Origin of the sequence: Streptomyces sp. DSM 40868, assembly GCF_011820545.1 — a bacterium.
In the GTDB taxonomy this organism is placed as follows: domain Bacteria; phylum Actinomycetota; class Actinomycetes; order Streptomycetales; family Streptomycetaceae; genus Streptomyces; species Streptomyces eurythermus.
The window spans coordinates 4,958,324-4,982,509 of the sequence record NZ_CP050504.1 but is presented as its reverse complement, the minus strand read 5'-3'; the positions used below and the strand labels follow the sequence as shown (position 1 = coordinate 4,982,509).

Below are 24,186 nucleotides of genomic sequence, written 5' to 3'. Positions count from 1 at the left end.
AGGGACACCGTGAGAGAGCTGCGCATCAGGGTGCTGGCGGGCGTGTTCGTCGTGGCCGGCGTCCTGTCCTGGGCGGGCGCCCGCCTCTGGAACTCGATCGGGACCCTCCCGAGCGTCCCCCTGGCCGCCCCCGTGGTCCTCGCGCTGATCGCGGTGGTGCTGCTCTCCACGGCGCTCTCGCTGCGCGCCCGGCTGAAGGCCCAGCGTGAGCGCCGGCCCGGCGCCAAGGGCGTCGATCCGCTGATGGCCGCCCGGGCGGTCGTCTTCGGCCAGGCCAGCGCCCTGGTCGCGGCCCTCGTCGCCGGCATGTACGGCGGCACGGGCGTCTTCCTGCTGGAGCTGCTGGACTTCCCGGCCCGCCGCGACCAGGCGATCTACGCCGGATTCTCGGCCCTGGCCGGCTTCGGCGTGATAGCGGCCGCCCTGTTCCTGGAGCGGGTGTGCCGGCTCCCCGAGGACGACGACCAGAACCCTCCGGGGGCGCAGCCGGCGGCCTGACCGCCCGCCGCGCCCGGCGGGCGGCTCAGCGCGCCATGATGAGGCTCATGGCCTCGTTGCGCGTGGCGACATCGCGCAGCTGACCGCGCACGGCGGACGTTATGGTCTTCGCGCCCGGCTTGCGGATGCCGCGCATCGACATGCACATGTGCTCGCACTCGACGACGACGATGACACCCCGCGGCTCCAGGATCTCCATCAGGGAGTCCGCGATCTGCGTGGTCAGGCGCTCCTGCACCTGCGGCCGGCGGGCGTAGACGTCGACGAGACGGGCCAGCTTGGACAACCCGGTGATCTTGCCGGTCTCGGACGGGATGTAGCCGACGTGGGCGACGCCCCGGAACGGCACCAGGTGGTGCTCGCAGGTCGAGTACACCTCGATGTCCTTCACGAGGACCATCTCGTCGTGCCCGAGGTCGAACGTCGTCGTCAGCACGTCCTCCGGCCGCTGCCACAGGCCGGCGAAGATCTCCCGGTAGGCTCGCGCGACCCGGGCCGGCGTCTCCTTGAGCCCCTCGCGGTCCGGGTCCTCCCCGACCGCGAGCAGCAGCTCCCGCACGGCGTTCTCGGCGCGCTTCTCGTCGAATTCGCCGATGCGGCCCTCGCCGTCCAGCGTCACCGGGTCGGTCATGTGGTTCCTCGTTCCCGCGCCATGACGCGCGTCTGTCTCGCCTTGCCGAAACTGCGGACATGCGAAATGCCGCGACCCCCAGGCTAGAACCTGGGGGTCGCGGCATTCATTCCGGGCCGTGCGTCCGCGGGCCGATCAGCCGTCGGAGCGGTCCTCCGGGGACTGGTCCGTCACCGGGGCGGACTCCGCCGCCGTCGACTTCGCGGTGCTGATCGACGCCGTCGCGCCGTTCGCGCCGTTGGTCAGTGCCAGCTCCTTCGGGGAGAGCACCGGCGGACGGGTGGACGGGGTGCGGCGCGAGGAGCCGGTCCAGGCGGGCCGCGGCGGGCGCTTGACGATGGGGGCGAAGATCTCGGCGATCTCCTCCTTGCCCAGGGTCTCCTTCTCCAGCAGCTGGAGAACGAGGTTGTCGAGCACGTCGCGGTTCTCGACCAGGATTTCCCAGGCCTCGTTGTGCGCGGTCTCGATGAGCTTCTTGACCTCTTCGTCGACCAGCGCGGCGACCTCTTCCGAGTAGTCCCGCTGGTGCGCCATCTCACGGCCGAGGAACGGCTCGCTGTTGTCGCCGCCGAACTTGATCGCGCCGAGACGCTCGGTCATGCCGTACTGCGTGACCATCGCGCGGGCCAGGTTGGTGGCCTTCTCGATGTCGTTCGCGGCACCGGTGGTCGGGTCGTGGAAGACCAGTTCCTCGGCCGCCCGGCCGCCCAGCATGTAGGCGAGCTGGTCGAGCATCTCGTTGCGGGTGGTCGAGTACTTGTCCTCGTCGGGCAGGACCATCGTGTAACCGAGGGCACGGCCGCGGGACAGGATCGTGATCTTGTGGACCGGGTCGGAGTTCGGCGAGGCCGCCGCGACCAGGGCGTGACCGCCCTCGTGGTACGCGGTGATCTTCTTCTCCTTGTCCGACATGATCCGGGTCCGCTTCTGCGGGCCCGCGACCACGCGGTCGATCGCCTCGTCCAGCGCCTTGTTGTCGATCAGCTTCTGGTCGCCGCGGGCGGTGAGCAGCGCGGCCTCGTTCAGCACGTTGGCGAGGTCGGCACCGGTCATGCCCGGGGTGCGGCGGGCCACGGCGGACAGGTCGACGTCCGGCGCGACCGGCTTGCCCTTCTGGTGGACCTTGAGGATCTCCAGACGGCCCTGGAGGTCCGGCGGGTCGACCGCGATCTGCCGGTCGAAGCGGCCCGGGCGCAGCAGCGCCGGGTCGAGGATGTCCGGCCGGTTGGTGGCGGCGATCAGGATGACGCCGCCCTTGACGTCGAAGCCGTCCATCTCGACCAGCAGCTGGTTCAGGGTCTGCTCGCGCTCGTCGTGACCGCCGCCGAGGCCGGCGCCGCGGTGGCGGCCGACCGCGTCGATCTCGTCCACGAAGACGATCGCCGGGGCGTTCGCCTTGGCCTGCTCGAACAGGTCACGCACCCGGGAGGCACCGACACCGACGAACATCTCGACGAAGTCGGAACCGGAGATCGAGTAGAACGGGACGCCCGCCTCGCCCGCCACGGCGCGCGCGAGCAGGGTCTTGCCGGTACCCGGGCGGCCGTAGAGCAGCACGCCCTTGGGGATCTTGGCGCCGACGGCCTGGAACTTGGCCGGCTCCTGGAGGAACTCCTTGATCTCCTGGAGCTCCTCGACGGCCTCGTCACAGCCGGCGACGTCGGAGAAGGTCGTCTTCGGGGTGTCCTTGGTGATGAGCTTCGCCTTGGACTTGCCGAAGTTCATGACCCGGGAGCCGCCGCCCTGCATCTGATTCATCAGGAACAGGAAGACGACCACGATCAGGACGAAGGGGAGCAGGGACAGCAGGACGCCGACGAACGGGTTCTGCTTGGACGGCGAGACCGTGTAGCCGTCCGTGATCTGCTTTTCCTGGTACTTGGTCTGCAGCGTGCCGGCGAGCTGCACACCCTGGTCGCCGATGTAGCTCGCCTGGATCTTCGAGCTGCCCTCGACCTTGTAGCCGTCCTTCAGCGTGACCTTGATGCTCTGCTCGTCACCGGTGGTGAGCTTGGCCGACTCGACCTTGTTCGCGTTGATCGCCGCCACGACCTGGCCGGTGTCCACCGTCTTGTAGCCGCCGGACGAGCCGACGACCTGCATCAACACGACCACGGCAAGGACGGCCAGCACGATCCACATGACCGGCCCACGGAAGTATCGCTTCACGTCCATCCATACGGAGCGGTGCCGCCCCGTCCCTCCTGCCATAGTGAGTTTGATAAGACAGTTCTTCTGACGGTACCCCAGCATTGTTGCCCGAAGCCGCACGGAGCCGATTCGACGGCTGGGAAAACCCGTCTCCGCTTGCTTCAACGGCGCGGAACCCGCTGGGGTTCCCGATCGTCCTACAGGGCTTGGGCCGAGTGGCTCAGCCGCCGTAGACGTGAGGCGCGAGCGTACCCACGAACGGCAGGTTGCGGTACTTCTCGGCGTAGTCGAGGCCGTAGCCGACGACGAACTCGTTCGGGATGTCGAAGCCGACCCACTCGACGTCGATGGCGACCTTGGCGGCATCCGGCTTGCGCAGCAGCGTGCACACCTTCAGGGAGGCGGGCTCGCGCGAGCCGAGGTTGTTGATCAGCCAGGACAGGGTCAGGCCGGAGTCGATGATGTCCTCGACGATCAGGACGTGCCGGCCCTTGATGTCGGTGTCGAGGTCCTTGAGGATGCGGACCACACCGGAGGACTGGGTGCCCGCGCCGTAGGAGGACACGGCCATCCAGTCCATGGTGACGGGGGTGGACAGCGCCCGGGCGAGGTCCGCCATGACCATCACCGCGCCCTTGAGGACGCCGACGATCAGCAGGTCCTTGCCCGCGTACTCCGCGTCGATCTTCGCGGCCAGCTCGGCCAGCTTCGCGTCGATCTCTTCCTTGGTGATGAGCACCCGCTGGAGGTCGGCACCCATGTCTTTCGCGTCCACCCGCATCACTTTCGGTCGTCCCGCACTTACGGCCGCGTGTGCGGCCACCGGCTCCGGCCGCGTGTACGGCCCCGGGGGCCGCCCGGCCCGCCGGAGGGCACCGGATGCGGGCACTCCGTGGGGGCCGGTCGTCAGCCTTGCCGAATCACCAGTCTGCCACCCTGCCGCTGGGCGACGACTCGGCCCGGGAGATTGATGGCTCCCTGGCCGCGCCAGCCGGTGATCAGGCGGTCGACTTCCTCGATGTGGCGGGCGAACAGCGCACCGGCCGGGGCTCCGGCCTCGATGGCCGCGCGGCGCAGGATCCGGCGGCGCACGGCGGGCGGCAGGGCGTACAGCTTGGCGCACTCCAGCAGGCCGGCCGCGTCCCGTACGGAGGTCTCGGCCTGCCTGGCCCAGGTGTCCAGGGCGTCGGCGTCGTCGCGGGAGAGCTGGGCGGTGCGGGCCAGCGCCTCCACCACGCCCTTGCCGAGGGCCTTCTCCAGGGCGGGCAGCCCCTCGTGCCTGAGGCGGGAGCGGGTGTAGGCCGGGTCGGCGTTGTGCGGGTCGTCCCAGACCGGCAGGGACTGGACCATGCAGGCCTTGCGGGCGGTCTGGCGGTCCAGGTGCAGGAAGGGCCGCCGGTAACGGCCGCCGGCCCCCGAGACCGCGGCCATGCCGGACAGGGAGCGGATGCCGGAGCCGCGGGCGAGCCCGAGCAGGACGGTTTCGGCCTGGTCGTCGCGGGTGTGGCCGAGCAGGATCGCGGTGGCGCCGTGGCGTTCGGCGGCGGCGTCCAGGGCGGCGTAGCGGGCGTCCCGGGCGGCGGCCTCGGGGCCGCCCTCGCGGCCTACGGTCACCGCGACGGACTCGACCGGGTCGAGGCGCAGCTCGCGCAGCCGCACGACGACCTCTTCGGCGCGGAGGTCGGAGCCGGGCTGGAGGCCGTGGTCGACGGTGACCCCGCCGGCGCGGACGCCGAGCTTGGGGGCCTCGAAGGCGAGGGCGGAGGCGAGGGCCATGGAGTCGGCGCCGCCGGAGCACGCGACGAGGACGAGCGGGGAGGGGAGCCGCTCGGCCGTCCGGCCCGCGGGGGCGCGGGAGGTCTGGTCGTTCAGGATGTCGTGGAGGACGCGGCGGACCGCCAGGCGTATCGCCGCGACCGCAGGATGGGGACCCATGTCCGGTTCCCTTCATGAAGTTTTCCGGGGGGTGAGCCCGGGACGGTCACTCAGAGTGTGTAGATGGTGACAGAACCGGGGCGTTCCCCGAGCATCGCACGCCTACGCATGGCATACGGTCCCTCGGACGGGTGATTGGAGGGGCGTTCGCCTGCCGTCGGCCGGATTCCCTTCACGACTCCGCCCTGCCGTTCACCCCTCGGCCCTGCCGTGCACCCGCGCGACCCAGTCCGCCGGTTTGGCGATCTCCGCCTTGGTGGGAAGGGTGTTGGGCGAGGTCCACACGCGGTTGAAGCCGTCGGTGCCCACCTGTTCCACGACCGCTCGCACGAACCGTTCGCCGTCGCGGTACTGCCTCAGTTTGGCATCCAGCCCCAGCAGCTTGCGCAGGGCCGCGTCCAGGCGGGAGGCGCCCTTGGCGCGGCGCTGCTGGAACTTCTCGCGGATCTCGGCGACGCTCGGCACGACGCTGGGGCCGACGCCGTCCATGACGTAGTCGGCGTGGCCCTCCAGCAGCGACATCACGGCGGTGAGCCGGCCGAGGATCTCCCGCTGGGCCGGGGTCTGCACCAGCTCCACGAAGGAGCGCCCGCCGTCCTCCTCCTCGCCCTCGGGGCGGCCGCCGGCCAGGGACTGGGCGGCGTCCCGGATGCGCTCCAGGAAGGTCATCGGGTCGACGTCGGTCTCCGCGAGGAACGACTGGATCTCGCCCTCGAGGTGGTCGCGCAGCCACGGCACGGCGGTGAACTGGGTGCGGTGGGTCTCCTCGTGCAGGCACACCCACAGGCGGAAGTCGTGCGGCTCGACGTCGAGTTCGCGCTCCACGTGGACGATGTTGGGCGCCACCAGCAGCAGCCGGCCGCCGCCGTTCTGGCCGGCCGGCAGATCGCGGCCGGCGGGGGCGAAGGTCTCGTACTGGCCGAGGACCCGGGAGGACAGGAACGACAGGAGCATGCCCAGTTCCACGCCGGTGACCTTGCCGCCGACGGCGCCCAGGACCGCGCCGCCCGGGCCGCCGCCGCGCCGTTCCTGCATCTTCTCCAGCAGCGGTTTGAGGATCTCCCGGAAGCCCGCGACGTTGGCGCGGACCCAGCCGGGGCGGTCGACCACGAGGACGGGGGTGTCGTGGGTCTCCTCCGTGCCCATGCGGGTGAAGCCCCGGACGTGTTCCTCCGAGGCCCTCGCGTGCCGGCGCAGCTCCGCGACGACGGCCCTGGCCTCGTCACGGCTGACGTCGGGGCCGGGCCGTACGAGCCGTGTCGCGGTCGCCACCGCGAGGTTCCAGTCGACCATCCCGGGAGATGCGGTGCCACCGAAGCCAGTCATGTTGTCAACCGTACGTGCTCGTTGCCGCTTGGGGCAGGCCGTGGCGGGCCGGCAGGGGCCGAGGGGGTCGCCCCGGCGCCCGGTGGTGCGGCGGGCCCGGGGCGGACGGCCCCGGTCACCTCGCCAGTGCCGTCGCCGCCTCGTCCAGGGCCGACTGGGCCTGTGTGGGGTCGGTGGTGCCGGAGGCCAGGAAGGCGAAGGCCAGCAGGTGGCCGGTGTCGTCCACGACCGTGCCGGCGAGGGTGTTCACGCCGGTCAGGGTGCCGGTCTTGGCGCGTACGACGCCGGACGCGCCGTCGGCGAAACGATTGCTCAGGGTGCCGGTGAAGCCGGCCACCGGCAGGCCGGTGAGGACCGGGCGCAGGCCGGGGCGGTCCGGGTCGGCCGCCCGGACCAGGAGGCCGGTCAGCAGGTCGGCGGTGAGCCGGTCGGCGCGGTCCAGGCCGCTGCCGTCGCGGAAGACGGCGCCCGCCGTCGGCAGGCCCAGCCCCCGCAGCTGCGTGGCGATGGCCTCGGCGCCGCCGGCGAAGCTCGCCGGACGTCCGCCGGCCAGGGCCGTGTGCCGGGCCAGGGCCTCCGCGATGTCGTTGTCGCTGTTGGTCAGCATCCGCTCGACCAGGGCGGACAGCGGGGGCGAGGAGACCCGGGCGAGGGTCTGCGCGCGCGTGCCGGCCTTGGACGGGCCGGGGGGCGTGGTCGTGATGCCGGCCTCCTTCAGGAAGCCGGCGAACCGGGCCGCCGCGTCCGCCGCCGGGTCGCCGACGCGGGTCACCGGGCCGCTGACGGAGTCGTCGGTGCGGCCCTCGTCGGCGGTCAGGGCGCTGACCGGGGCGAGGTTGTCGTTGACGCCGATGGGGTGCAGGGCGGGGCCGGTGAACAGGGTGGTGTCGTAGGACAGGGTGATCTTGTCGATGCCGCGCTCGCGCAGGGCCTTCGCGGTGTCCGCGGCCAGCGTCCGCAGGCTCGCCCAGCCGCCGCTGCGGGCGCGCGCGGTGAGGGTGGGGTCGCCGCCGCCGACCAGGACGAGTTTCCGGGTGCCGGGTTCCAGGGCGGTGCGGGTGGTGAGGCGGTGGTCCGGGCCGAGGGCGGACAGGGCGGCGACGGCGGTGGCGATCTTGGTGGTGGAGGCCGGGACGAGGGCCTTGCCGCCGTCGGCGTCGTACAGGCGTTCGCCGGTCGTGACGTCGACGACGGCCGCCGCGTGGCTGTCGCCGAGCTCGGGGGCGTCCAGGAAGGGCTTCAGGGCGTCGGAGACGGCCTGAGCGTCCGGCGCGGACCGTTTGGTGCCCACGGCGCCCGTGACGCCGCCCAGGCCGGTCAGGACGGGTCCGGCGCTCGGCGCGGGCCGGGATGCCGTACCGGGCCGGCCGTGATCTGCGCCACCCGTCCGCTCCAGGGCGGCGGCGCGGTCCCGCTCGGCCGTACGCTGACCCGAGGCGTCCCAGGGTCCGGCCACGGTCACCGCACCGGCGGCCAGCGCCAGGCCGGCGGTGGCGGCGCCCGCGGTGTACTGCCAGGTCCGGACGGTGCGCGGACGGGGGAGACGGGGGAGGTGCACAGGGCCGGTCCGCACGGCCCGCAGCCGCGCGAGCCGCGGCTTCACGGCCGTCACGGCGCGCGCGAGACTCGGTCGGACGGCGTTCGCGAGCCGCGCCACCCGCGGTCCCGCGGCTCGCCAAGGCCCCAGCTCTGGCACGACCACCAGCCCCTTTCGCGATCACACACCTGCGTGAGGGACACTTAACCACCAGAACTATGTGCTGATCATGGAGGAGCCACCGGTGGAGTTCGACGTCACGATCGAGATCCCGAAGGGTTCGCGGAACAAGTACGAGGTGGACCACGAGACCGGCCGGATCCGCCTGGACCGTCGTCTCTTCACCTCGACCGCCTACCCGACCGACTACGGCTTCGTCGAGAACACCCTCGGCGAGGACGGCGACCCGCTGGACGCGCTGGTCATCCTGGACGAGCCGACCTTCCCGGGCTGCCTGATCCGCTGCCGTGCGATCGGCATGTTCCGGATGACGGACGAGGCGGGCGGCGACGACAAGCTGCTGTGCGTTCCGGCCACCGACCCGCGTGTGGAGCACCTGCGTGACATCCACCACGTGTCGGAGTTCGACCGCCTGGAGATCCAGCACTTCTTCGAGGTGTACAAGGACCTGGAGCCCGGCAAGTCGGTCGAGGGCGCCAACTGGGTGGGCCGGACGGACGCCGAGGCGGAGATCGAGCGGTCCTACAAGCGCTTCAAGGAGCAGGGCGGTCACTGACCCCCGCTCGGTGGACGGGCCGCACGCGCAGGCGTGCGGCCCGTTCGCGTGTGTGCACGCGTGCGCCCCTTCGGGGTACGTGTGCGCATACTGAGGGCTACGCGAGGTGTGGTGCAGGGAGCGGTGCGAAGTGACGGAGGCGGAGGACCGCAAGCCCCGGTCGGACGAGGCTCGGTACGACCCGGAGATCACCTCCGAGTTCGCCATCCCCCAGGGTCTCGATGTCCCGAAGACCGGCGGAGAGAGCGAGACGACCTCCGAGTTCGCGGTGCCGGAGGGGCTGCAGACGCCGCAGCCGCCCGGTGCCGAGCCGGAGGGCTCGGCGTTCACGCCGCCGCGCACCTACAGCGCCAAGGAGGCGCCGGCCGCGTTCACGCCGGCGACCGGGGTGCCGCTGGTCAGCCTGATCAAGGACGCGCCCTGGCAGGACCGGATGCGCACGATGCTGCGCATGCCGGTGACCGAGCGGCCGGCCCCGGAGCCGGTGCAGCGCGAGGAGGAGGGCGGCCCGGCCGTCCCGCGCGTACTGGACCTGTCCCTGCGCATCGGCGAGCTGCTGCTGGCCGGCGGTGAGGGCGCGGAGGACGTGGAGGCCGCGATGTTCGCGGTGTGCCGGTCCTACGGCCTGGACCGGTGCGAGCCGAACGTCACCTTCACGCTGCTGTCGATCTCGCACCAGCCGTCGCTGGTGGAGGACCCGGTGACGGCGTCCAGGACGGTGCGGCGGCGGGGCACCGACTACACCCGGCTGGCGGCCGTCTTCCATCTCGTGGACGACCTCAGCGACCCGGAGACCGAGGTCTCCCTGGAGGAGGCCTACCGGCGCCTGGCGGAGATCCGCCGCAACCGGCACCCCTACCCCGGCTGGGTGCTGACCCTGTCCGGCGGACTGCTGGCCGGTGCGGCCTCCCTGCTGGTGGCGGGCCGGGGCGACCCGGTGGTGTTCCTCGCGGCGGCCGTCGGCGCGATGCTCGGCGACCGGCTGGCGTGGCTGTGCGCGGGGCGCGGGCTGCCGGAGTTCTACCAGTTCACGGTGGCCGCGATGCCGCCCGCGGCGATCGGGGTGGCGCTGACCCTGGCCCATGTGAACGTGCAGGGCTCGGCGGTGATCACCGGTGGGCTGTTCGCGCTGCTGCCGGGGCGGGCTCTGGTCGCGGGGGTGCAGGACGGGCTGACGGGCTTCTACATCACCGCCTCCGCGCGGCTGCTGGAGGTCATGTACTTCTTCGTCGGCATCGTCACCGGGGTGCTGACCGTCCTGTACTTCGGCGTGAAGATCGGCGGCGAGCTGGACCCGGAGGCCGCGCTGCGGGTCTCGGAACAGCCGCTGCTCCAGATCGCGGCCTCGATGCTGCTGTCCCTGACCTTCGCCGTCCTGCTCCAGCAGGAACGTTCCACCGTGCTCTGGGTGACCCTGAACGGAGGCGTCGCCTGGTCGGTGTACGGCGCGATGCGCTACGCCGGCGACATCTCACCGGTGGCCTCCACGGCGGTCGCGGCGGGCCTGGTGGGCCTGTTCGGGCAGCTGCTCGCCCGGTACCGGTTCGCCTCCGCGCTGCCGTACACCACGGCCGCGATCGGGCCGCTGCTGCCCGGTTCCGCGACCTACTTCGGGCTGCTGTCCATAGCGCAGAACGACATCGACAAGGGGCTGGTGTCGCTGGCCAAGGCCGTGTCACTGGCCATGGCCATCGCCATCGGGGTCAACCTGGGGTCGGAGATCTCCCGGCTGTTCCTGCGCATCGGCTCCGCCGGGAAGCGCCGGGCAGCGAAGCGCACCAGGGGATTCTGAGCGCCGTACGCCCGGGCCCCGGGGCTACTGGCGGCGCTGGTCGTACGGGTAGCCGTTCTCGTCGTACTGCTGCTGGTCGTAGCCCTGCTGCTGCCCGTAACCCTGCTGTTGCCCGTACCCCTGGTGCTGGTCCCAGTTCTGCTGCTGCGGGTACTGCTGCTGGTCGTACGGCTGCTGGTACTGCTGCTGCCCGTCGTAGTACTGGTCGTAGCCCTGCTGCCGGTTCCAGTCCTGCTGCTGCGGCTGCTGCTGGTAGCCGGGCTGCTCGTACCGCTGCTCCTCGTGGTGCGGCTGCTCCGGCTGGACGCGCCGCAACTGGGTCGTGGCGTCGTCCATGACCGGGGGCTGCTGCCCGTACGACGGCTGGGGCCGCTGGTAGGCGGGCTGCTGCGCCGGCACCGGCTGGGGCTGCGGCCGGGCCTGGGCGGCCTTCTTCTCCTTGCCGCGGGCACGCAGGAACTCGATCGCGATCGGGATCACGGAGACGAGGACGATCAGGATGAGGATCGCCTCGATGTTGGTCTTGACGAACGCGATGTTGCCGAGCCAGGAGCCGAGCAGGGTGACGCCGGCCCCCCACAGGACGCCACCGATGATGTTGAAGACCAGGAACGAGCGGTACCGCATGCCGCTGACGCCCGCGATGATCGGCGTGAACGTACGCACGATCGGCACGAACCGGGCCAGGACCAGGGACTTCGGGCCGTACTTCTCGAAGAACTCGTGCGCCTTGGTGACGTTCTCCTGCTTGAACAGGCGGGAGTCCGGGCGGTTGAACAGGGACGGACCGACCTTCTTGCCGAACATGTAGCCCGCCTGGTCGCCCAGGATCGCGGCGAGGCAGATCAGGGCGATCGCCCCCCACAGCGGGAAGTCCAGATCGCCGGAGGTGATCAGCAGGCCGCAGGTGAACAGCAGCGAGTCACCCGGCAGGAAGAAGCCGATGAGCAGGCCGGACTCGGCGAAGACGATGAGCAGCAGGCCCCAGATGCTGTAGGTGTCGAGCAGGTAGTTGGGATCGAGCCAGCTCGGGCCTAGGGCGAGTGTCATCACGGGTCCGGGCTCCTGAAGGGGTGAGGGCGGCTACGGCGTCCAAGTACGGCCGCACAAAGCTATCAACGCGAGGTGACCGCCCCAGGTTCCACCGGTGGCTCCAGGATGCCCTGTGCGAGGCCCCTGAGAAAGGTGTGACTCAGGGGACTCGCGGGGTTCCGGCCCGGGAGCGAACCCCGTGCGCTCCCGGGCCGGGGACGCTCAGGACGCGCTGTGCCGGGCCGCGTTCGCCACGATCGCGTCCCGCATGTAACGGGCCAGACCGGGACGGATGGCCTCGTACGTGGCGGTGAACCGCTCGTCGGTGACGTACATCTCGCCGAGGCACGCGTGCAGCTCGGGCCCGCAGTCGTAGTACGCGCCCGTGATGAACCGGCGGTGCTCCTCGGCGACCTCCATGGCCGGCTCCGTGTCCGCGGGCACGCCCTCGGCGAGCAGGCCGGCCATCCGGCCGTGGATCGCGTCCAGCTCGGCGTTGATCCGCTTCCAGTCCTCCTTGGTGTAGCCGGCGGTCCGGCGCTGCGACTGCCGGTATGCCTCGGTGTGGCCCCAGCGCCGCTCCACCTCGTCCGCGTGCTCGTCCGGGTCGAAGTCGCCGAAGACCTCGAACTTCTCCTCCGGTGTCAGGTTGACGCCCATCTTGCGTGCCTCCATGGCGTGCTCCACGGCCGCGGCCATCTTCTGCAGCTTCTCGATCCGGGCGGTCAGCAACTCGTGCTGGCGGCGCAGGTGCGCGCGCGGGTCCGTGTCCGGGTCGTCGAGCAGGGCCGCGACCTCGTCGAGCGGGAAGCCGAGCTCCCGGTAGAACAGGATCTGCTGGAGCCGGTCGAGATCGGCGTCGGTGTAGCGCCGGTGCCCGGCGTGGGTGCGCGCGCCGGGCACGAGCAGTCCGATCTCGTCGTAGTGGTGCAGGGTGCGCACCGTGATCCCGGCGAACCCGGCGACCTGCCCCACGGAGTAGACCCGGTCCGGTGACCGGTCCTCTCCCGCGGGCCAGTCCTGCCCCACGGACCTGTGGTGCCCCACGGTCCTGTCGTGCCCCACGGTCCTGTGGTGTCCCACGGGGTGGCTCACTTCTTCCGCTCCTTCGGTCGGTACGCCGTCCACCCTGCGGCCTCACGTCGCGTGAGGTGCAAGCCGGTCGCGGGCGGCCACGGGGGCGGGGCCGCTCAGCGGTCGTCCTCCGGGTGCCGCTCCCCCGTCGCGTACGGGTTCTCCTGACCCTCGGCGAGGACGCCGACGAACGGCTCGCCCTCCCCCGCGAAGGTGTACGCGCCCGCCTCCAGACGGTCGATCAGTCCCTGGGTCCAGGCCGCGTCGGAGTCGGCCGTGTGCAGCCACATGCGCATGATCTCGCCGATGTGACCGAGCTGCTGCGGGCCGCCCTCGGGGAGGTACTCCCCGGTGACGGAGTCCCGCCACCGCCCGATCCGGCGGATCCGCTCCCGCAGCAGCTCCAGGGCCTCGGCGCGGGTCAGCTCGACCAGGAAGCCGATGGCCGCCGACCGGACGTCGGGCTTCTGGTCGTAGGACACCAGGGACTCGCGCAGCAGCCGGAAGAACTCCTCCTCGCCGCGGCCGGTGATCTCGTACTCGGTGCGCGGCGGTCCGCCGGCCGTGGACGGCGCCGTCTCGTGCGCGTGCAGCAGTCCCTGCCGGGCCATCTGCTTCAGGGCGTGGTAGACCGAGCCGGGCTTGGCGTTGGACCACTCGTGCGCGCCCCAGTACTCCAGGTCGTTGCGCACCTGGTAGCCGTGGGCCCGGCCGTGCTGACGGACCGCGCCCAGCACGAGGAGACGGATCGCTGACATGGGGACCAGGTTAGGACCCGCGATCAGGCCGGGGAGCCGCCCTGCGCCTGGGCCACCAGCTCGAACGCGGTCCTGCCGTCCAGCGACTCGCGGATGATGTCGGCGTGGCCGGCGTGCCGGGCCGTCTCGCGGATCAGGTGCAGGCACAGCCAGCGCAGCGAGACGCGGCCCTCGGGCGGGAACCACGGGTCGGGCGGCAGCGGGAAGGTGTCGTCCAGGCTGGTCGCGGAGCGGATCAGCTCCTCGGTCTCGCCGGCCACCCGCTCCCAGTACGCCAGCTGCCCGGCGACCGTCTCGCCGTCCGTCAGCCGGAACGTCTCGTGCCAGTTCGACGCGTCCCGCTGTACGGCGGGCGGCTCCTGCCTGGCCCGGGCCACCCAGCCCTGCTCCACCTCGACGACGTGCTTGAGCAGGCCGCCCAGGGACAGCTCGCTCGCGCTCGGGCGGCTGCGGGCCTGCTCCTCGGTCAGTCCGAGCAGGGCCCTGCGGATCCCGCCGCGCTGTTCCTCGATGAACGCGAGCAGCGCTCCCCGCTCGTCGCCCTTGTCCTCCGCCGGCACGTGCATGACCATGGCCCGCCGCCTCTCGTCTGGCCGTCCGCCGGGGCGTTCGCCCCGACGGGAAAGACGCTAGGGGCCATTGCGGTCAGATCCTGACCGCAATGGCCCCGGGCGGAAAGCCGACGCGGTTAGAACGGGAATCCGCTGCGGCCGTGCTGGATCGAGATCCACTTGACGGTGGTGAACGCCTCCAGCGTGGTCTCGCCGTTGAGGCGGCCGACGCCGGAGTGCTTCTCCCCGCCGAAGGGCACGATCGGCTCGTCGTGGACGGTGCCGTCGTTCACGTGGAACATGCCGGTGTCGATCCGCTTGGCGAAGGCCACACCGCGCTCGATGTCCCCGGTGTGCACGGCGCCGCTCAGGCCGTACGGCGAGCCGTTGACGATCCGTACCGCGTCCTCCTCGCCGTCGAACGGGATGAGGAAGACGACCGGGCCGAACACCTCCTGCTGGAGCAGCGGGGACTCGGCCGGCACGCCGGTCAGCACGCTCGGCTCGACCAGGTTGTCGGTCGTGCCGCCGCGCACCAGGGCGGTGGCGCCCTCGGCGAGCGCCTGCTCGACGGTGCCGGAGATCGCGGCGGCCTGCGCGGAGTTGATCACCGGGCCGATCACGGTCTGCGGATCGCGCGGGTCGCCGACCTTCAGGCTCTTGACCTTGGCGACGAACTTCTCGGTGAACTCCTCGTGGACGGAGCGGTCCACCAGGACCCGGTTGGCGGCCATGCAGACCTGGCCCTGGTGCACGAACCGGCTGAAGACCGCCGCGTCCACCGCGTAGTCGATGTCGGCGTCGTCCAGCACCACCAGCGCGCTGTTGCCGCCGAGTTCGAGGACCGAGCGCTTGAAGTGCTTGGCGCAGACGGTGGCGACGTGCCGGCCGACCTTGTCGGAGCCGGTGAAGGAGATCACCTTCGGGACGGGGTGCTCGAGGAACGCGTCACCGATCTCGGCGATGTCGGTCACCAGGACGTTCAGCAGGCCCCCGGGCAGCCCGGCGTCCTCGAAGATCTTCGCGATCAGGGTGCCGCCGGCGATCGGGGTGTTCTGGTGCGGCTTGAGCACCACGCCGTTGCCGAGCGCGAGGGCCGGGGCGACCGACTTCAGCGACAGCAGGAAGGGGAAGTTGAACGGGCTGATCACACCGACCACGCCGACCGGCACGCGGTAGACGCGGTTCTCCTTGCCGTCGACCGGGGAGGGCAGGATCTTGCCCTCGGGGCGCAGCGCGAGGTGGACCGACTCGCGCAGGAACTCCTTGGCGAGGTGGAGTTCGAAGGCGGCCTTCACGCGCGTGCCGCCCAGTTCCGCGATGATCAGGTCGGCTATCTCCTGCTCGCGGTCCTCCACCAGCCGCAGCGCGCGCTCGAACACGGCCCGCCGGGCGTAGGGGTTGGTCTCCGCCCACTCCTTCTGGGCACGGGCGGCGGCCCGGTAGGCCAGGTCCACCTCCTCGACGGTGGCCACGGTGATCGAGGCCAGCTTCTCGTCGTTGTAGGGGTCGAAGTCGATGACGTCCCAGGAGCCCGTGCCCGGGCGCCACTCGCCGTCGATGTACTGCTGGGCCAGGTCGCTGAAGTAGGACGACATGTGATCCCTCAATCGCTAGCGGACACCAGATCTACGCCGTGTCTGACAGGACGTCATCGTACTGGTGAGTACCGCGAGTTGAGAGCCCTCCAGGGTCAGGAGAGTTGCAGGAGGCCGCGGAGCAGGTCCCGGCTCTCGTCCGGGCCGGGGCTGTCCTGCTGGAGCTCCTTCAGGGCCTGCTCGTACTGGGCGACGTCCTCGCGCTTGTCCAGGTAGAGGGCGCTGGTCAGCTGCTCCAGGTAGACCACGTCGGACAGGTCGGACTCGGGGAAGCTGAGGATGGTGAAGGCGCCGCTCTCCCCGGAGTGCCCGCCGAAGCTGAACGGCATGACCTGGAGCCGCACGTTGGGCCGCCCGGAGATGTCGATCAGGTGCTGGAGCTGGCCGCGCATCACGTCCCGGTCGCCGTAGGGGCGGCGCAGGGCGGCCTCGTCCAGGACGATGTGCAGCTCCGGGGCGTTGTCGGAGAGCAGGTGCCGCTGCCGCTCCAGGCGCAGGGCGACCCGGCGCTCGATGTCGGCGGCGCTCGCCCCCTTCATGCCGCGCCGGACCACCTCGCGGGCGTACTCCTCGGTCTGGAGCAGGCCGTGCACGAACTGCACCTCGTAGACCCGGATCAGCGAGGCGGCGCCCTCCAGGCCCACATAGGTGGGGAACCAGCTGGGCAGGACGTCGGTGTAACTGTGCCACCAGCCCGCCACGTTGGCCTCCCGGGCGAGGGACAGCAGCGACTCGCGCTCCGCTTCGTCGGTGATGCCGTAGAGCGTCAGCAGGTCCTCGACGTCTCTGGTCTTGAAGCTCACCCGGCCCAGCTCCATGCGGCTGATCTTCGACTCGGAGGCGCGGATCGAGTATCCCGCCGCCTCGCGCGTGATCCCCCGCGCTTCCCGCAGTCGCCTGAGTTGCGAGCCGAGCAGCATCCGCCGCACCACCGATCCGGGCTCTCCCGCGCTCACTTTCGCCAGCCTCCCCAACCGTCTCCCAGGGGCCGAAGTCTGCCACTAAAACACTCCGAGCAGTACTCGCCCGGTTACGCAAACGGAAAGAGCTCGGCCGTTTCCACCCTTCCCGGACCGGGCAGGAGGTCCGGACCTCTGGCGGCTTCCTGGGCGAAGTCGGCGGAAAAAATGGCCAAGAAGCGGTACGGGATGTGCCATTTCGGCCGCGTGCACGTGCATCTGCCCTTGCATCTGCTCTGCGCTTCCGAAACCATGGGTGCCGCGCCACCGCTGCATCGCAACGACCGCGAATTCCCGGGAGTGCCTCGCATGGGGACGAATGGATCGACCATGCTCAAGCCGTTACGGCAGGGCCTTCCGCCGCTGGATCCCGCGGCCGTGTCCGATGCCGCCTCCTGCGCCCTCCCCGCCCGTTACGAGGCGGTGCGCGAGGCCCGGCGCTTCACCCGCGACACCCTGGGCCGGTGGGACGTCGGCGACCGCTTCGACGATGTGTGCCTCGTCGTCTCCGAACTCGTCACCAACGCCCTGCGCCACGCGGTGCCGGGGGACCCCTGTCCCACCGACGGCCTCCCGTCCGTGCGGCTGCACCTGATGCGCTGGAGCGAGCGGCTGGTGTGCGCGGTGCGCGACCCGAGCCACGAGACGCCGGCCCCCAGGGACTCGGACGACTTCTCGGCCGAGTCGGGCCGCGGCCTCTTCCTCGTCGACTCCTTCGCCGACAGCTGGGGCTGGCACCCGCTCGCGGGCACCCTCGAGGGCAAGGTGGTCTGGGCGCTGTTCCGGATGCACCCGGCGGGCTGACCCCGTACGGCGCGGGCGCACGCCCGGTTTCTACGCGCGTACACCCGCGGCTCGCCGGTGCGTACGCGCGCTGTTGTGACGCGGGTCGTGCCCTGTCGACGAACCGGGTGTCAGCTCGCGATCAGGTGGTCGAACTCGCCGTCCTTGACCCCGAGGAGCATGGCCTCGATCTCCGCGCGCGTGTAGACGAGCGCCGGCCCGTCCGGGAAGCGCGAGTTGCGCACGGCGACATCACCGCCCGGCAGCCGCGCGAACTCCACGCAGGAACCCTGCGAGTTGCTGTGCCTGCTCTTCTGCCAGGCCACTCCGTCCAGCTGCGTGGCAGCCATGCCGTTGTACACGTCGTACCCCCCGTACACGCCGTCAACGTCGCGGTCCACAGGTCGCTCCCCGGTGGTGCACTGGCTGGTGTGGCCATAGGTGCTGTGGTCAACTGACCCGGATCATAACTCTGTTCACGTGCAGATGCATGAGCAGATGCACGTGCACGAGCGGTGTTCCCGTGATTACACCTTTGACGTGTGCTTTACCAGAGCCGCTCCGGCGTCTGCCCCGGAGCAGGCAGGACATGCCCCGCCCCGCACGGGAAGAGACGCGTACCGCACCGCTCATGTTCCCCTGTCCGGCGACCGATCGGCCCGGCGGACTGGCCGGAACGGCGTCCGCCCACCGGAGGGACGGCCTCCGCCCGGTGGCGTAGACCCGCCGATCCGCCGCTACGACAGGAGGACGCGGGCACCGGGACACGTGACGGAGATCATCCGGTACCGGTCGGCGTAGCGCTCCGGGGCGGCCACCGGGGGGTACGGCAAGAGGCAGGCGCCGCCCTACGGGGGAGCGTAGGGCGGCGCCTGCCTGCGCGAGGGGGCTCAGCGGCCGGCGTACGGCAGCAGCGCCATCTCGCGGGCGTTCTTGACGGCCCGCGCGAGCTGCCGCTGCTGGCGGACGGTGACCCGGGTGACGCGGCGGCTGCGGATCTTGCCGCGGTCGGAGATGAACTTCCGCAGCAGGTCGGTGTCCTTGTAGTCGATGTAGGTGACGCCGGCCTCGTCCAGCGGGTTGGGGCGGTTGCGGACGGAGGAGCGGTCGCTCTTGCGGGGCATCAGACCTCCAGCAGGGTGTCGAAGGCGGGCGGGAGCCGGCGCCACGAGTCCCGCCCGGCGGCGTACTCGGCGTCGGTGAGCAGGCAGGACTCCAGCAGCCTGGTCAGTCCCTCGCGGTCGAGGCCGGGCGAGGTGAACACCAGGTGGTTGCAGCGGTCGCCGTGCTCGGGGTGCCAGTCCAGCGCGGCGGCGGCGCGGCGCACCGGCGGCACCAGTTCCCAGGCCGCGTCCGGCAGCGCGGCGAGCCAGGGCCCCGCGCTCTCCACGCACAGTGCCCCGCCCGCCGCGTCCCAGTGCAGCAGCGCGTCCGGCTTGTCGGCGAGCCAGAACCGGCCCCGGCTGCGGGCGGCGGCGCAGGTCAGGTCCTCCAGCGCCGCGTACAGCCGCTCCGGGTGGAAGGGCCGGCGGCGGTGCCAGACCAGGGTGGAGACGCCGTGGTCGTCGGCCTCCTGGGGCAGCAGCGCGCAGGCCGGGTGCTGGGCGGCGGCGGCGGCCTCCACGTCGAAGCCGGCGAGGGCGGCCCGGGCGAGCGGCCCTTGGGCCCCGGCGTCCGCACCGCCCGGGACCGGCCGGGCCGTCGACCCCGGCGGCGTCGGCGGCGTCGGCGGCGTCGGCGGCTCACCGTCCCCGGTGCCCGCGCCGATCGGCACCCGGCGGGCCGTCGGGTGCAGCTGGGCCAGCAGCTCCATGTCCTCGTCGTCGGCCTCCGGGGAGTCGGCCACGGCGAGCACGGGCGCGTACTCCAGCTGCCGGGCGAAGGTGTCGGCGACCGTGCGCCGGTCGGTGGCCGCCGCGGCGAGCCCGGCCTCGGCGAGGTCGTCGCCGTTGCCCAGGTAGGGCAGCACCAGCGCCGGGTCCACGGCCGTGATCACGGACGTGACGGTCAGGCCGCCGGAGGTGATCACCTCGGCCATCGCCTTCGGCTCGACGGAGTCCCACAGTTCGACGATCGCCAGCCGGGTGCTCCCCGCGTCGGCCAGCCGCCGCAGTTCGGGCACCAGGTCCTCGCGCAGCGCGCAGCAGGCACAGTCGTTGACCAGGGGCGTCTCGCCGCGCGACACGATGCCGTCGCGGTCCCTGACGGTGCGCGCGACCCGGCCGGCGGAGGCCGTGGACAGGTCGTGGTGCAGGACGACGCTCCCGGGTACGTCGGCGAGCAGCCGGTCGACGGCCGCCGTGCGGGCCGCGGCGTGCAGCCCGCCGACGACGGCCACGGCCAGGCTCACTTCCCGCCCCGCTTCCCGAACCGGCGCTCGAAGCGCTCGACGCGTCCGGCGGTGTCCAGGACGCGCGCGGTGCCGGTGTAGAAGGGGTGGCTGACGTTCGAGATCTCGACGTCCACGACCGGGTAGGTGTTGCCGTCCTCCCACTCCACCGTCTTGTCGCTCGTCATGGTCGACCGGGTGAGGAAGGCGTGCCCGGCGGCGCGGTCGCGGAAGACGACCGGTCCGTAGGCGGGGTGGATTCCCTTGCGCATGGCGGAGTTCAGCGCTCCTCTCGGAAATCGACGTGCCGGCCGGCGACGGGGTCGTACTTGCGCAGCGTCAGGCGGTCCGGGTCGTTGCGGCGGTTCTTGCGGGTCACGTAGGTGTAGCCGGTCCCGGCGGTGGACCGGAGCTTGATGACCGGGCGCAGCTCGTTGCGTGGCATGCTGCTACCTTACTGAAAATGAATTCCATTTGCTGACTCGCTGCGAGGAGAGCTACGTCACCATGTCCGCGCACTGCATGCTCACCGGGGCCCGGCCGGGCTTCGGCAACCGCGTCTCCCACTCCCACCGGCGCACCTCCCGCCGCTTCGACCCCAACATCCAGACCAAGCGCTACTGGCTGCCCGGCGAGGGCCGGTACGTCCGGCTGCGGCTGAGCGCGAAGGCGGTCAAGACGGTGGACGCGATCGGTGTGGAGGCGGCCGTCGCCCGCATCCGCGCCCGGGGGGTACGGGTCTGATGGCGAAGAAGAGCAAGATCGCGAAGAACGAACGGCGCAGGGAGATCGTCGCCCGGTACGCCGAGCGCCGCGCCGAGCTGAAGGAGATCATCCGCCGGCCTTCCACGCCCGAGGCCGAACGGCTCGCCGCCCAGCGGGAACTGCGCGCACAGCCGAGGGACGCCAGCGCCACGCGCGTCCGCAACCGCGACCAGATCGACGGCCGCCCGCGCGGCCACCTGCGCGCCTTCGGGTTGTCCCGGGTGAACCTGCGGACGCTGGCACACCAGGGATTCCTGCCCGGGGTCCGCAAGTCGTCCTGGTGAGGGCCCGCACCGCTCGATGCGGGTGACGGGGGCGGGGGGGCGGGCCGGCCGACTGACCGCTGGACGCCCCGGCCGGATCGCGGGCCGCTCTGGCAGCCGCCGGGCGACCGGACCGGGCGCGAGCCGTCCTGGCAGCCGCCGGGCGACCGGACCGGGCGCGAGCCGTCCTGGCAGCCGCCGGGCGACCGGACATGGGCGCAGGCCAGCGCGGTAACCGCCGGGCGACCGGGCCGGGCAGGAGCCGTCCTGGCAGCCACCGGGCGACCGGACATGGGCGCAGGCCAGCGCGGTAACCGCCAGGCGACCGGGCCGGGCAGGAGCCGTCCTGGCAGCCGCCCGGCGACCGGACATGGGCGCAGGCCAGCGCGGTAGCCGCCGGGCGACCGGACCGGGCGGGAGCCATCCTGGCGGCCACCGGGCGACCGGGTCTGGTCGCGGGCCGCCGCCTTGGCGACCACCGGGGGACCATGCCGGATCCCGGGCCGCCGCCTTCACAACCGCCGGGATGAAGCCGGGCCACGGGCCGTCTTGGCAACCACCGGGCGGCCAGGCCGGATCCCGGGCCCTCCGGGCGACCGGGCATGGTCGCGGGCCGCCTGGCAACCGTCGGGCGACCGGGCCGGAGCGCAGGCCGCCGCCTTCGCGACCACTGGGCGACCGGACCGGATCCCGGGCCCTCCGGCCGGCCACCGGGCGACCGGGCCGGGGCGCTGCCGTCCCGGAGGGTGGCGCGAGATCCCTGAAAGGGGCCCGGCCGCGCGGGGGTTCGAGGGTCCGGGGGCCGGGTTCCGGAGGGGCGGGCGTACGGGGCTCGGGGGCAGGCGCCATGATGCAAGGGCACCGTCACCACCAGGACAGGGACCCGCCCATGCGCGCCATTCCGCTCACCGTCACCGCTCTCGCCGCCGCCCTGCTGCTGACCGCCTGCGACGACGGTGGCGGGAAGAGCGGGAACAACGCCGACTCGGCCTGCGAGATCGGCGGGGTCTCCGTGCAGATCGGCTCCGCGAGCGTCGCTCCGGCCGCCGGGGACACCGGCGAGATCCCGGTGAGCCTCACCAATCAGAGCGCGCCCTGCACCCTGGACCACTTCCCGGACGTCGTGCTGAGCGGCGGCGGCAACGACGTCACCGTGCCCACGCTCAAGGGCGCGAAGGCCCAGAAGCTGAAGCTGGCCAAGGGCGACTCCGCGTCCTTCTCGCTCACTTACGTACGCGGCAAGGACGGCGCCGAGAACACCCTCGCGGCGAAGACCGTGAAGATCACCCTGCCCGGTACGGACACCGGCCGGAGCTTCCCGTGGAAGTACGGCCCGGTCGCCGGGAAGGCCGACGGGAGCGGGCCGGACGCCTCGGTGAGCGCCTTCCAGCAGGTCGGCGACTGAGCTACAGGACCGGTGAGGCGCACTCCGGCACCGAGGCTCACTCCAGCCGCGGACGGGCCCTGACCTGGGCCTGGTCCGCCGCGCGGGCGCCCTCGGTCCAGCCGGCCGCGTCGCTGACGCCCCGCAGCCGGGTCGTCGTGGTCTGCGGGAACATGGTTTCCAGCCGCCCGGTGACGGCTATCGCGCGCGTGGCCAGCACCGGCAGCAGGTCCTGGGTCACCTGGGTCTCGGCGGCAGCCGCGAGCCGGTCGCCCACGCGGTGCGCGTAGGCCGCGAGGAACGACTGCCGGAAGGTCTTGGTCCGCTTGCGCCCGCCGGCCCGCTGGGCCGCCTCGGCCCTGGTCATGGCGTGCGTGGCCTGCACCAGCAGCGAGGTGTAGAGCAGCTCGACGGCCTCCAGGTCCGCCTCGAAGCCGACGACCGTGGAGAAGCCGAGCGGTTCGTTCCACACCGCGCGGCAGTGGTTGGCCGTGGCCACCGCGTCCAGCAGGACCGCCTTGGCCTGTTCGTACGGCGGCTCGACCCCGATCCGGCAGGCGCCGGGCGCATCCGGCGCGGGCGCCTCGGCGGCGAGCAGTGCCTCGTCGACGCTGTGCCGGGCCATCAGTTCCTGCGCCTTGGCGCTGAGTGCCTCCGCCTCCTCCGGATAACCGGTGGCCTCGGCCTTGGCGAGCAGCGCGCGGATGCGGGTGAGCATGCGGGAGGCGGCCGGGCCGGGGGCGCGCCGGGGCTCGTCGTCCAGCGGCTCCAGGGCTGGCAGGCGCAGCAGCAGGCGGTACAGCTCCAGGACGGTGGTGGCGTGCGAGAAGCGGTCCGTGGCGCGGTCGGCACCGGTCGGCAGCGCGGCCAGCTGGTCGGCCCAGCGGCGCCCGCGCGGACGGTCCCGCCCGGCCTGCGCCCGGATCAGCGCGGCGGCCAGGTGGACGTGCGGGTCCTCCAGCTCGCGCCGCACCAGTCGTACGACGTCGGCGGGCTGCCAGCCGCGTCTCCAGGCCGCCGCGACGAACTCCACACCGCGCCGCCCGAGTTCGGCGTCGGCCCCCGGATCGGCGGCGAGCAGGGAGGCACCCGTGTCGAGCCCGGTGTCGGTGTCGTCGTAGAGAGCGGCCCTGAAGGCCCGCTCGACGGTGCTGGCAGTACTGGTCACAGCCCCGATCGTGCCACGCGCCACCGACAAGCGGGGGCGGTCGTCCACAGGCTGTGGACAACCCTGGCGGAGGCGCACCGGACCAACTGACAACCGTTGGTTGACACCCCTAGGGGCGCAACCTACGGTTGACACTATGGCGACCAACCCGAACTTCACGGCTTCCGTGCGCCTCGACGACCTCATCGAGGCCATCAAGAAGGTCCATCCCGAACCCCTCGACCAGCTCCAGGACGCGGTGATCGCCGCCGACCACCTCGGTGACGTGGCGGACCACCTGATCGGGCACTTCGTCGACCAGGCCCGCCGCTCGGGCGCGTCCTGGACCGAGATCGGCCGCAGCATGGGCGTGACCCGGCAGGCGGCACAGAAGCGGTTCGTGCCCAAGGAGTCCGCCGACCTCGACCCCAGCCAGGGCTTCAGCCGCTACACCCAGCGCGCGCAGAACGTGGTCATGGCCGCGCACAACGAGGCGCTGGCCGCCCGCAACACCGAGGTCCGCCCCGAGCACCTCGTCCTCGGCCTGCTGTCCGAGCCCAAAAGCCTGGCCGCCAAGGCGATCACCACGCAGGGCGTGCTCCTGGACGCCGTACGCCAGGCCGTGACCGCCACGCTGCCGCCGGCCGCCGACGACGTCCCCGACCTCGTCCCCTACGCCCCCGACGCCAAGAAGGTCCTGGAACTCACCTTCCGCGAGGCCCTCCGGCTCGGCCACAACTACATCGGCACCGAGCACATCCTGCTGGCCCTGCTGGAGCACGAGAACGGCCAGGGCGTCCTCAGCGGCCTCGGCGTCACCAAGCCGGCCACCGAGGAGGAACTGCGCAAGATGCTGGCGCTGCTGATGGAGAACACCACCCCCGCCCCGGGCGGCTCGCAGGCGTAGATCCACAGGTTCCGCCCGAGGCCACGGCCG

The 24,186-nt window shown here is 72.0% G+C and carries 26 protein-coding genes; 8 read left to right on the top strand and 18 right to left on the bottom strand.

The window, feature by feature from the left end:
- Window positions 1-9 precede the first annotated feature (9 nt).
- A complete protein-coding gene (locus tag HB370_RS22710) occupies window positions 10-498 on the top strand; it encodes a DUF3180 domain-containing protein (RefSeq protein ID WP_030781720.1) in 489 nt (162 codons plus the stop codon).
- A 25-nt stretch (window positions 499-523) separates the two neighbouring features.
- On the opposite strand, the gene folE is transcribed toward HB370_RS22710, so the two are convergent.
- The 6 genes from folE to dacB form a co-directional block, all read right to left on the bottom strand.
- Window positions 524-1,129 (bottom strand): GTP cyclohydrolase I FolE, encoded by a 606-nt coding sequence (gene folE, locus HB370_RS22705; RefSeq protein WP_030781724.1) that lies wholly within the window; start codon window positions 1,127-1,129, stop codon window positions 524-526.
- 135 nt (window positions 1,130-1,264) lie between these two features.
- Window positions 1,265-3,304 carry an ATP-dependent zinc metalloprotease FtsH gene (ftsH, locus tag HB370_RS22700; protein WP_030781728.1) on the bottom strand — a complete coding sequence of 680 codons (2,040 nt, stop codon included), beginning with the start codon at window positions 3,302-3,304 and terminating at the stop codon, window positions 1,265-1,267.
- Window positions 3,305-3,500: 196 nt separating this feature from the next.
- Window positions 3,501-4,061, bottom strand: a complete 561-nt coding sequence (hpt, locus tag HB370_RS22695) for a hypoxanthine phosphoribosyltransferase (protein WP_030606186.1) — start codon at window positions 4,059-4,061, stop codon at window positions 3,501-3,503.
- A 125-nt stretch (window positions 4,062-4,186) separates the two neighbouring features.
- Window positions 4,187-5,215 carry a tRNA lysidine(34) synthetase TilS gene (gene tilS, locus HB370_RS22690; protein ID WP_030781731.1) on the bottom strand — a complete coding sequence of 343 codons (1,029 nt, stop codon included), beginning with the start codon at window positions 5,213-5,215 and terminating at the stop codon, window positions 4,187-4,189.
- Between the two features lie 192 nt (window positions 5,216-5,407).
- On the bottom strand, window positions 5,408-6,541 hold the full coding sequence (locus HB370_RS22685; RefSeq protein ID WP_030781734.1) for a zinc-dependent metalloprotease: 1,134 nt from the start codon (window positions 6,539-6,541) through the stop codon (window positions 5,408-5,410).
- A 115-nt stretch (window positions 6,542-6,656) separates the two neighbouring features.
- Window positions 6,657-8,198 (bottom strand): D-alanyl-D-alanine carboxypeptidase/D-alanyl-D-alanine-endopeptidase, encoded by a 1,542-nt coding sequence (dacB, locus tag HB370_RS22680; protein WP_030781736.1) that lies wholly within the window; start codon window positions 8,196-8,198, stop codon window positions 6,657-6,659.
- Between the two features lie 124 nt (window positions 8,199-8,322).
- Between dacB and HB370_RS22675 the strand changes: the two genes are divergently transcribed.
- Window positions 8,323-8,814, top strand: coding sequence for an inorganic diphosphatase (locus HB370_RS22675; RefSeq protein ID WP_029381130.1), 492 nt, complete (start codon window positions 8,323-8,325; stop codon window positions 8,812-8,814).
- Window positions 8,815-8,944: 130 nt separating this feature from the next.
- A complete protein-coding gene (locus HB370_RS22670) occupies window positions 8,945-10,606 on the top strand; it encodes a threonine/serine exporter family protein (RefSeq protein WP_030781741.1) in 1,662 nt (553 codons plus the stop codon).
- A gap of 24 nt (window positions 10,607-10,630) precedes the next feature.
- Here the strand turns inward: HB370_RS22670 and HB370_RS22665 are convergent, their stop codons facing one another.
- From HB370_RS22665 to HB370_RS22640, 6 genes are all read right to left on the bottom strand, one after another.
- Window positions 10,631-11,659 (bottom strand): VTT domain-containing protein, encoded by a 1,029-nt coding sequence (locus tag HB370_RS22665; RefSeq protein WP_030781745.1) that lies wholly within the window; start codon window positions 11,657-11,659, stop codon window positions 10,631-10,633.
- 201 nt (window positions 11,660-11,860) lie between these two features.
- Window positions 11,861-12,613, bottom strand: coding sequence for a MerR family transcriptional regulator (locus tag HB370_RS22660; protein WP_030781748.1), 753 nt, complete (start codon window positions 12,611-12,613; stop codon window positions 11,861-11,863).
- A 215-nt stretch (window positions 12,614-12,828) separates the two neighbouring features.
- Window positions 12,829-13,470: a PadR family transcriptional regulator gene (locus HB370_RS22655; RefSeq protein ID WP_030781760.1), complete on the bottom strand. Its 642-nt coding sequence runs from the start codon at window positions 13,468-13,470 to the stop codon at window positions 12,829-12,831.
- Between the two features lie 23 nt (window positions 13,471-13,493).
- Window positions 13,494-14,042 (bottom strand): DinB family protein, encoded by a 549-nt coding sequence (locus HB370_RS22650; RefSeq protein WP_030781762.1) that lies wholly within the window; start codon window positions 14,040-14,042, stop codon window positions 13,494-13,496.
- Between the two features lie 116 nt (window positions 14,043-14,158).
- On the bottom strand, window positions 14,159-15,619 hold the full coding sequence (locus HB370_RS22645) for an aldehyde dehydrogenase family protein (RefSeq protein WP_030781765.1): 1,461 nt from the start codon (window positions 15,617-15,619) through the stop codon (window positions 14,159-14,161).
- Window positions 15,620-15,714: 95 nt separating this feature from the next.
- Window positions 15,715-16,539, bottom strand: coding sequence for a helix-turn-helix transcriptional regulator (locus HB370_RS22640; protein WP_051753873.1), 825 nt, complete (start codon window positions 16,537-16,539; stop codon window positions 15,715-15,717).
- Window positions 16,540-16,908: 369 nt separating this feature from the next.
- Between HB370_RS22640 and HB370_RS22635 the strand changes: the two genes are divergently transcribed.
- Window positions 16,909-17,382: an ATP-binding protein gene (locus tag HB370_RS22635; protein WP_030781775.1), complete on the top strand. Its 474-nt coding sequence runs from the start codon at window positions 16,909-16,911 to the stop codon at window positions 17,380-17,382.
- Window positions 17,383-17,492: 110 nt separating this feature from the next.
- Here the strand turns inward: HB370_RS22635 and HB370_RS22630 are convergent, their stop codons facing one another.
- The 5 genes from HB370_RS22630 to rpmG form a co-directional block, all read right to left on the bottom strand.
- Complete coding sequence (locus HB370_RS22630; RefSeq protein ID WP_030781778.1) at window positions 17,493-17,762, bottom strand: DUF397 domain-containing protein; 270 nt, start codon at window positions 17,760-17,762, stop codon at window positions 17,493-17,495.
- Window positions 17,763-18,251: 489 nt separating this feature from the next.
- Window positions 18,252-18,485 (bottom strand): 30S ribosomal protein S18, encoded by a 234-nt coding sequence (gene rpsR / locus HB370_RS22625; protein ID WP_030781781.1) that lies wholly within the window; start codon window positions 18,483-18,485, stop codon window positions 18,252-18,254.
- Entirely contained in the window at window positions 18,485-19,711 is a 1,227-nt protein-coding gene (locus HB370_RS22620) for a GTP-binding protein (protein ID WP_030781782.1), read from the bottom strand. The genes rpsR and HB370_RS22620 overlap by 1 nt, the downstream gene beginning before the upstream one ends.
- Window positions 19,708-19,962 carry a type B 50S ribosomal protein L31 gene (locus tag HB370_RS22615; protein WP_030781785.1) on the bottom strand — a complete coding sequence of 85 codons (255 nt, stop codon included), beginning with the start codon at window positions 19,960-19,962 and terminating at the stop codon, window positions 19,708-19,710. Before HB370_RS22615 ends, HB370_RS22620 begins: the two co-directional genes overlap by 4 nt.
- Window positions 19,963-19,970: 8 nt before the next feature.
- Complete coding sequence (gene rpmG / locus HB370_RS22610) at window positions 19,971-20,135, bottom strand: 50S ribosomal protein L33 (protein ID WP_030606219.1); 165 nt, start codon at window positions 20,133-20,135, stop codon at window positions 19,971-19,973.
- 62 nt (window positions 20,136-20,197) lie between these two features.
- Between rpmG and rpmB the strand changes: the two genes are divergently transcribed.
- The 3 genes from rpmB to HB370_RS22595 all read left to right on the top strand — a co-directional run bounded on the left by rpmB (window position 20,198) and on the right by HB370_RS22595 (window position 22,123).
- A complete protein-coding gene (gene rpmB / locus HB370_RS22605; RefSeq protein WP_030606221.1) occupies window positions 20,198-20,434 on the top strand; it encodes a 50S ribosomal protein L28 in 237 nt (78 codons plus the stop codon).
- Window positions 20,434-20,739 carry a 30S ribosomal protein S14 gene (gene rpsN, locus HB370_RS22600; protein WP_030781788.1) on the top strand — a complete coding sequence of 102 codons (306 nt, stop codon included), beginning with the start codon at window positions 20,434-20,436 and terminating at the stop codon, window positions 20,737-20,739. The genes rpmB and rpsN overlap by 1 nt, the downstream gene beginning before the upstream one ends.
- Window positions 20,740-21,607: 868 nt before the next feature.
- Window positions 21,608-22,123 (top strand): DUF4232 domain-containing protein, encoded by a 516-nt coding sequence (locus HB370_RS22595; protein WP_030781791.1) that lies wholly within the window; start codon window positions 21,608-21,610, stop codon window positions 22,121-22,123.
- A gap of 37 nt (window positions 22,124-22,160) precedes the next feature.
- On the opposite strand, the gene HB370_RS22590 is transcribed toward HB370_RS22595, so the two are convergent.
- Window positions 22,161-23,270, bottom strand: coding sequence for a DUF2786 domain-containing protein (locus HB370_RS22590; protein WP_030781794.1), 1,110 nt, complete (start codon window positions 23,268-23,270; stop codon window positions 22,161-22,163).
- Between the two features lie 136 nt (window positions 23,271-23,406).
- Between HB370_RS22590 and HB370_RS22585 the strand changes: the two genes are divergently transcribed.
- A complete protein-coding gene (locus HB370_RS22585; RefSeq protein ID WP_030781797.1) occupies window positions 23,407-24,156 on the top strand; it encodes a Clp protease N-terminal domain-containing protein in 750 nt (249 codons plus the stop codon).
- Window positions 24,157-24,186: the final 30 nt, after the last annotated feature.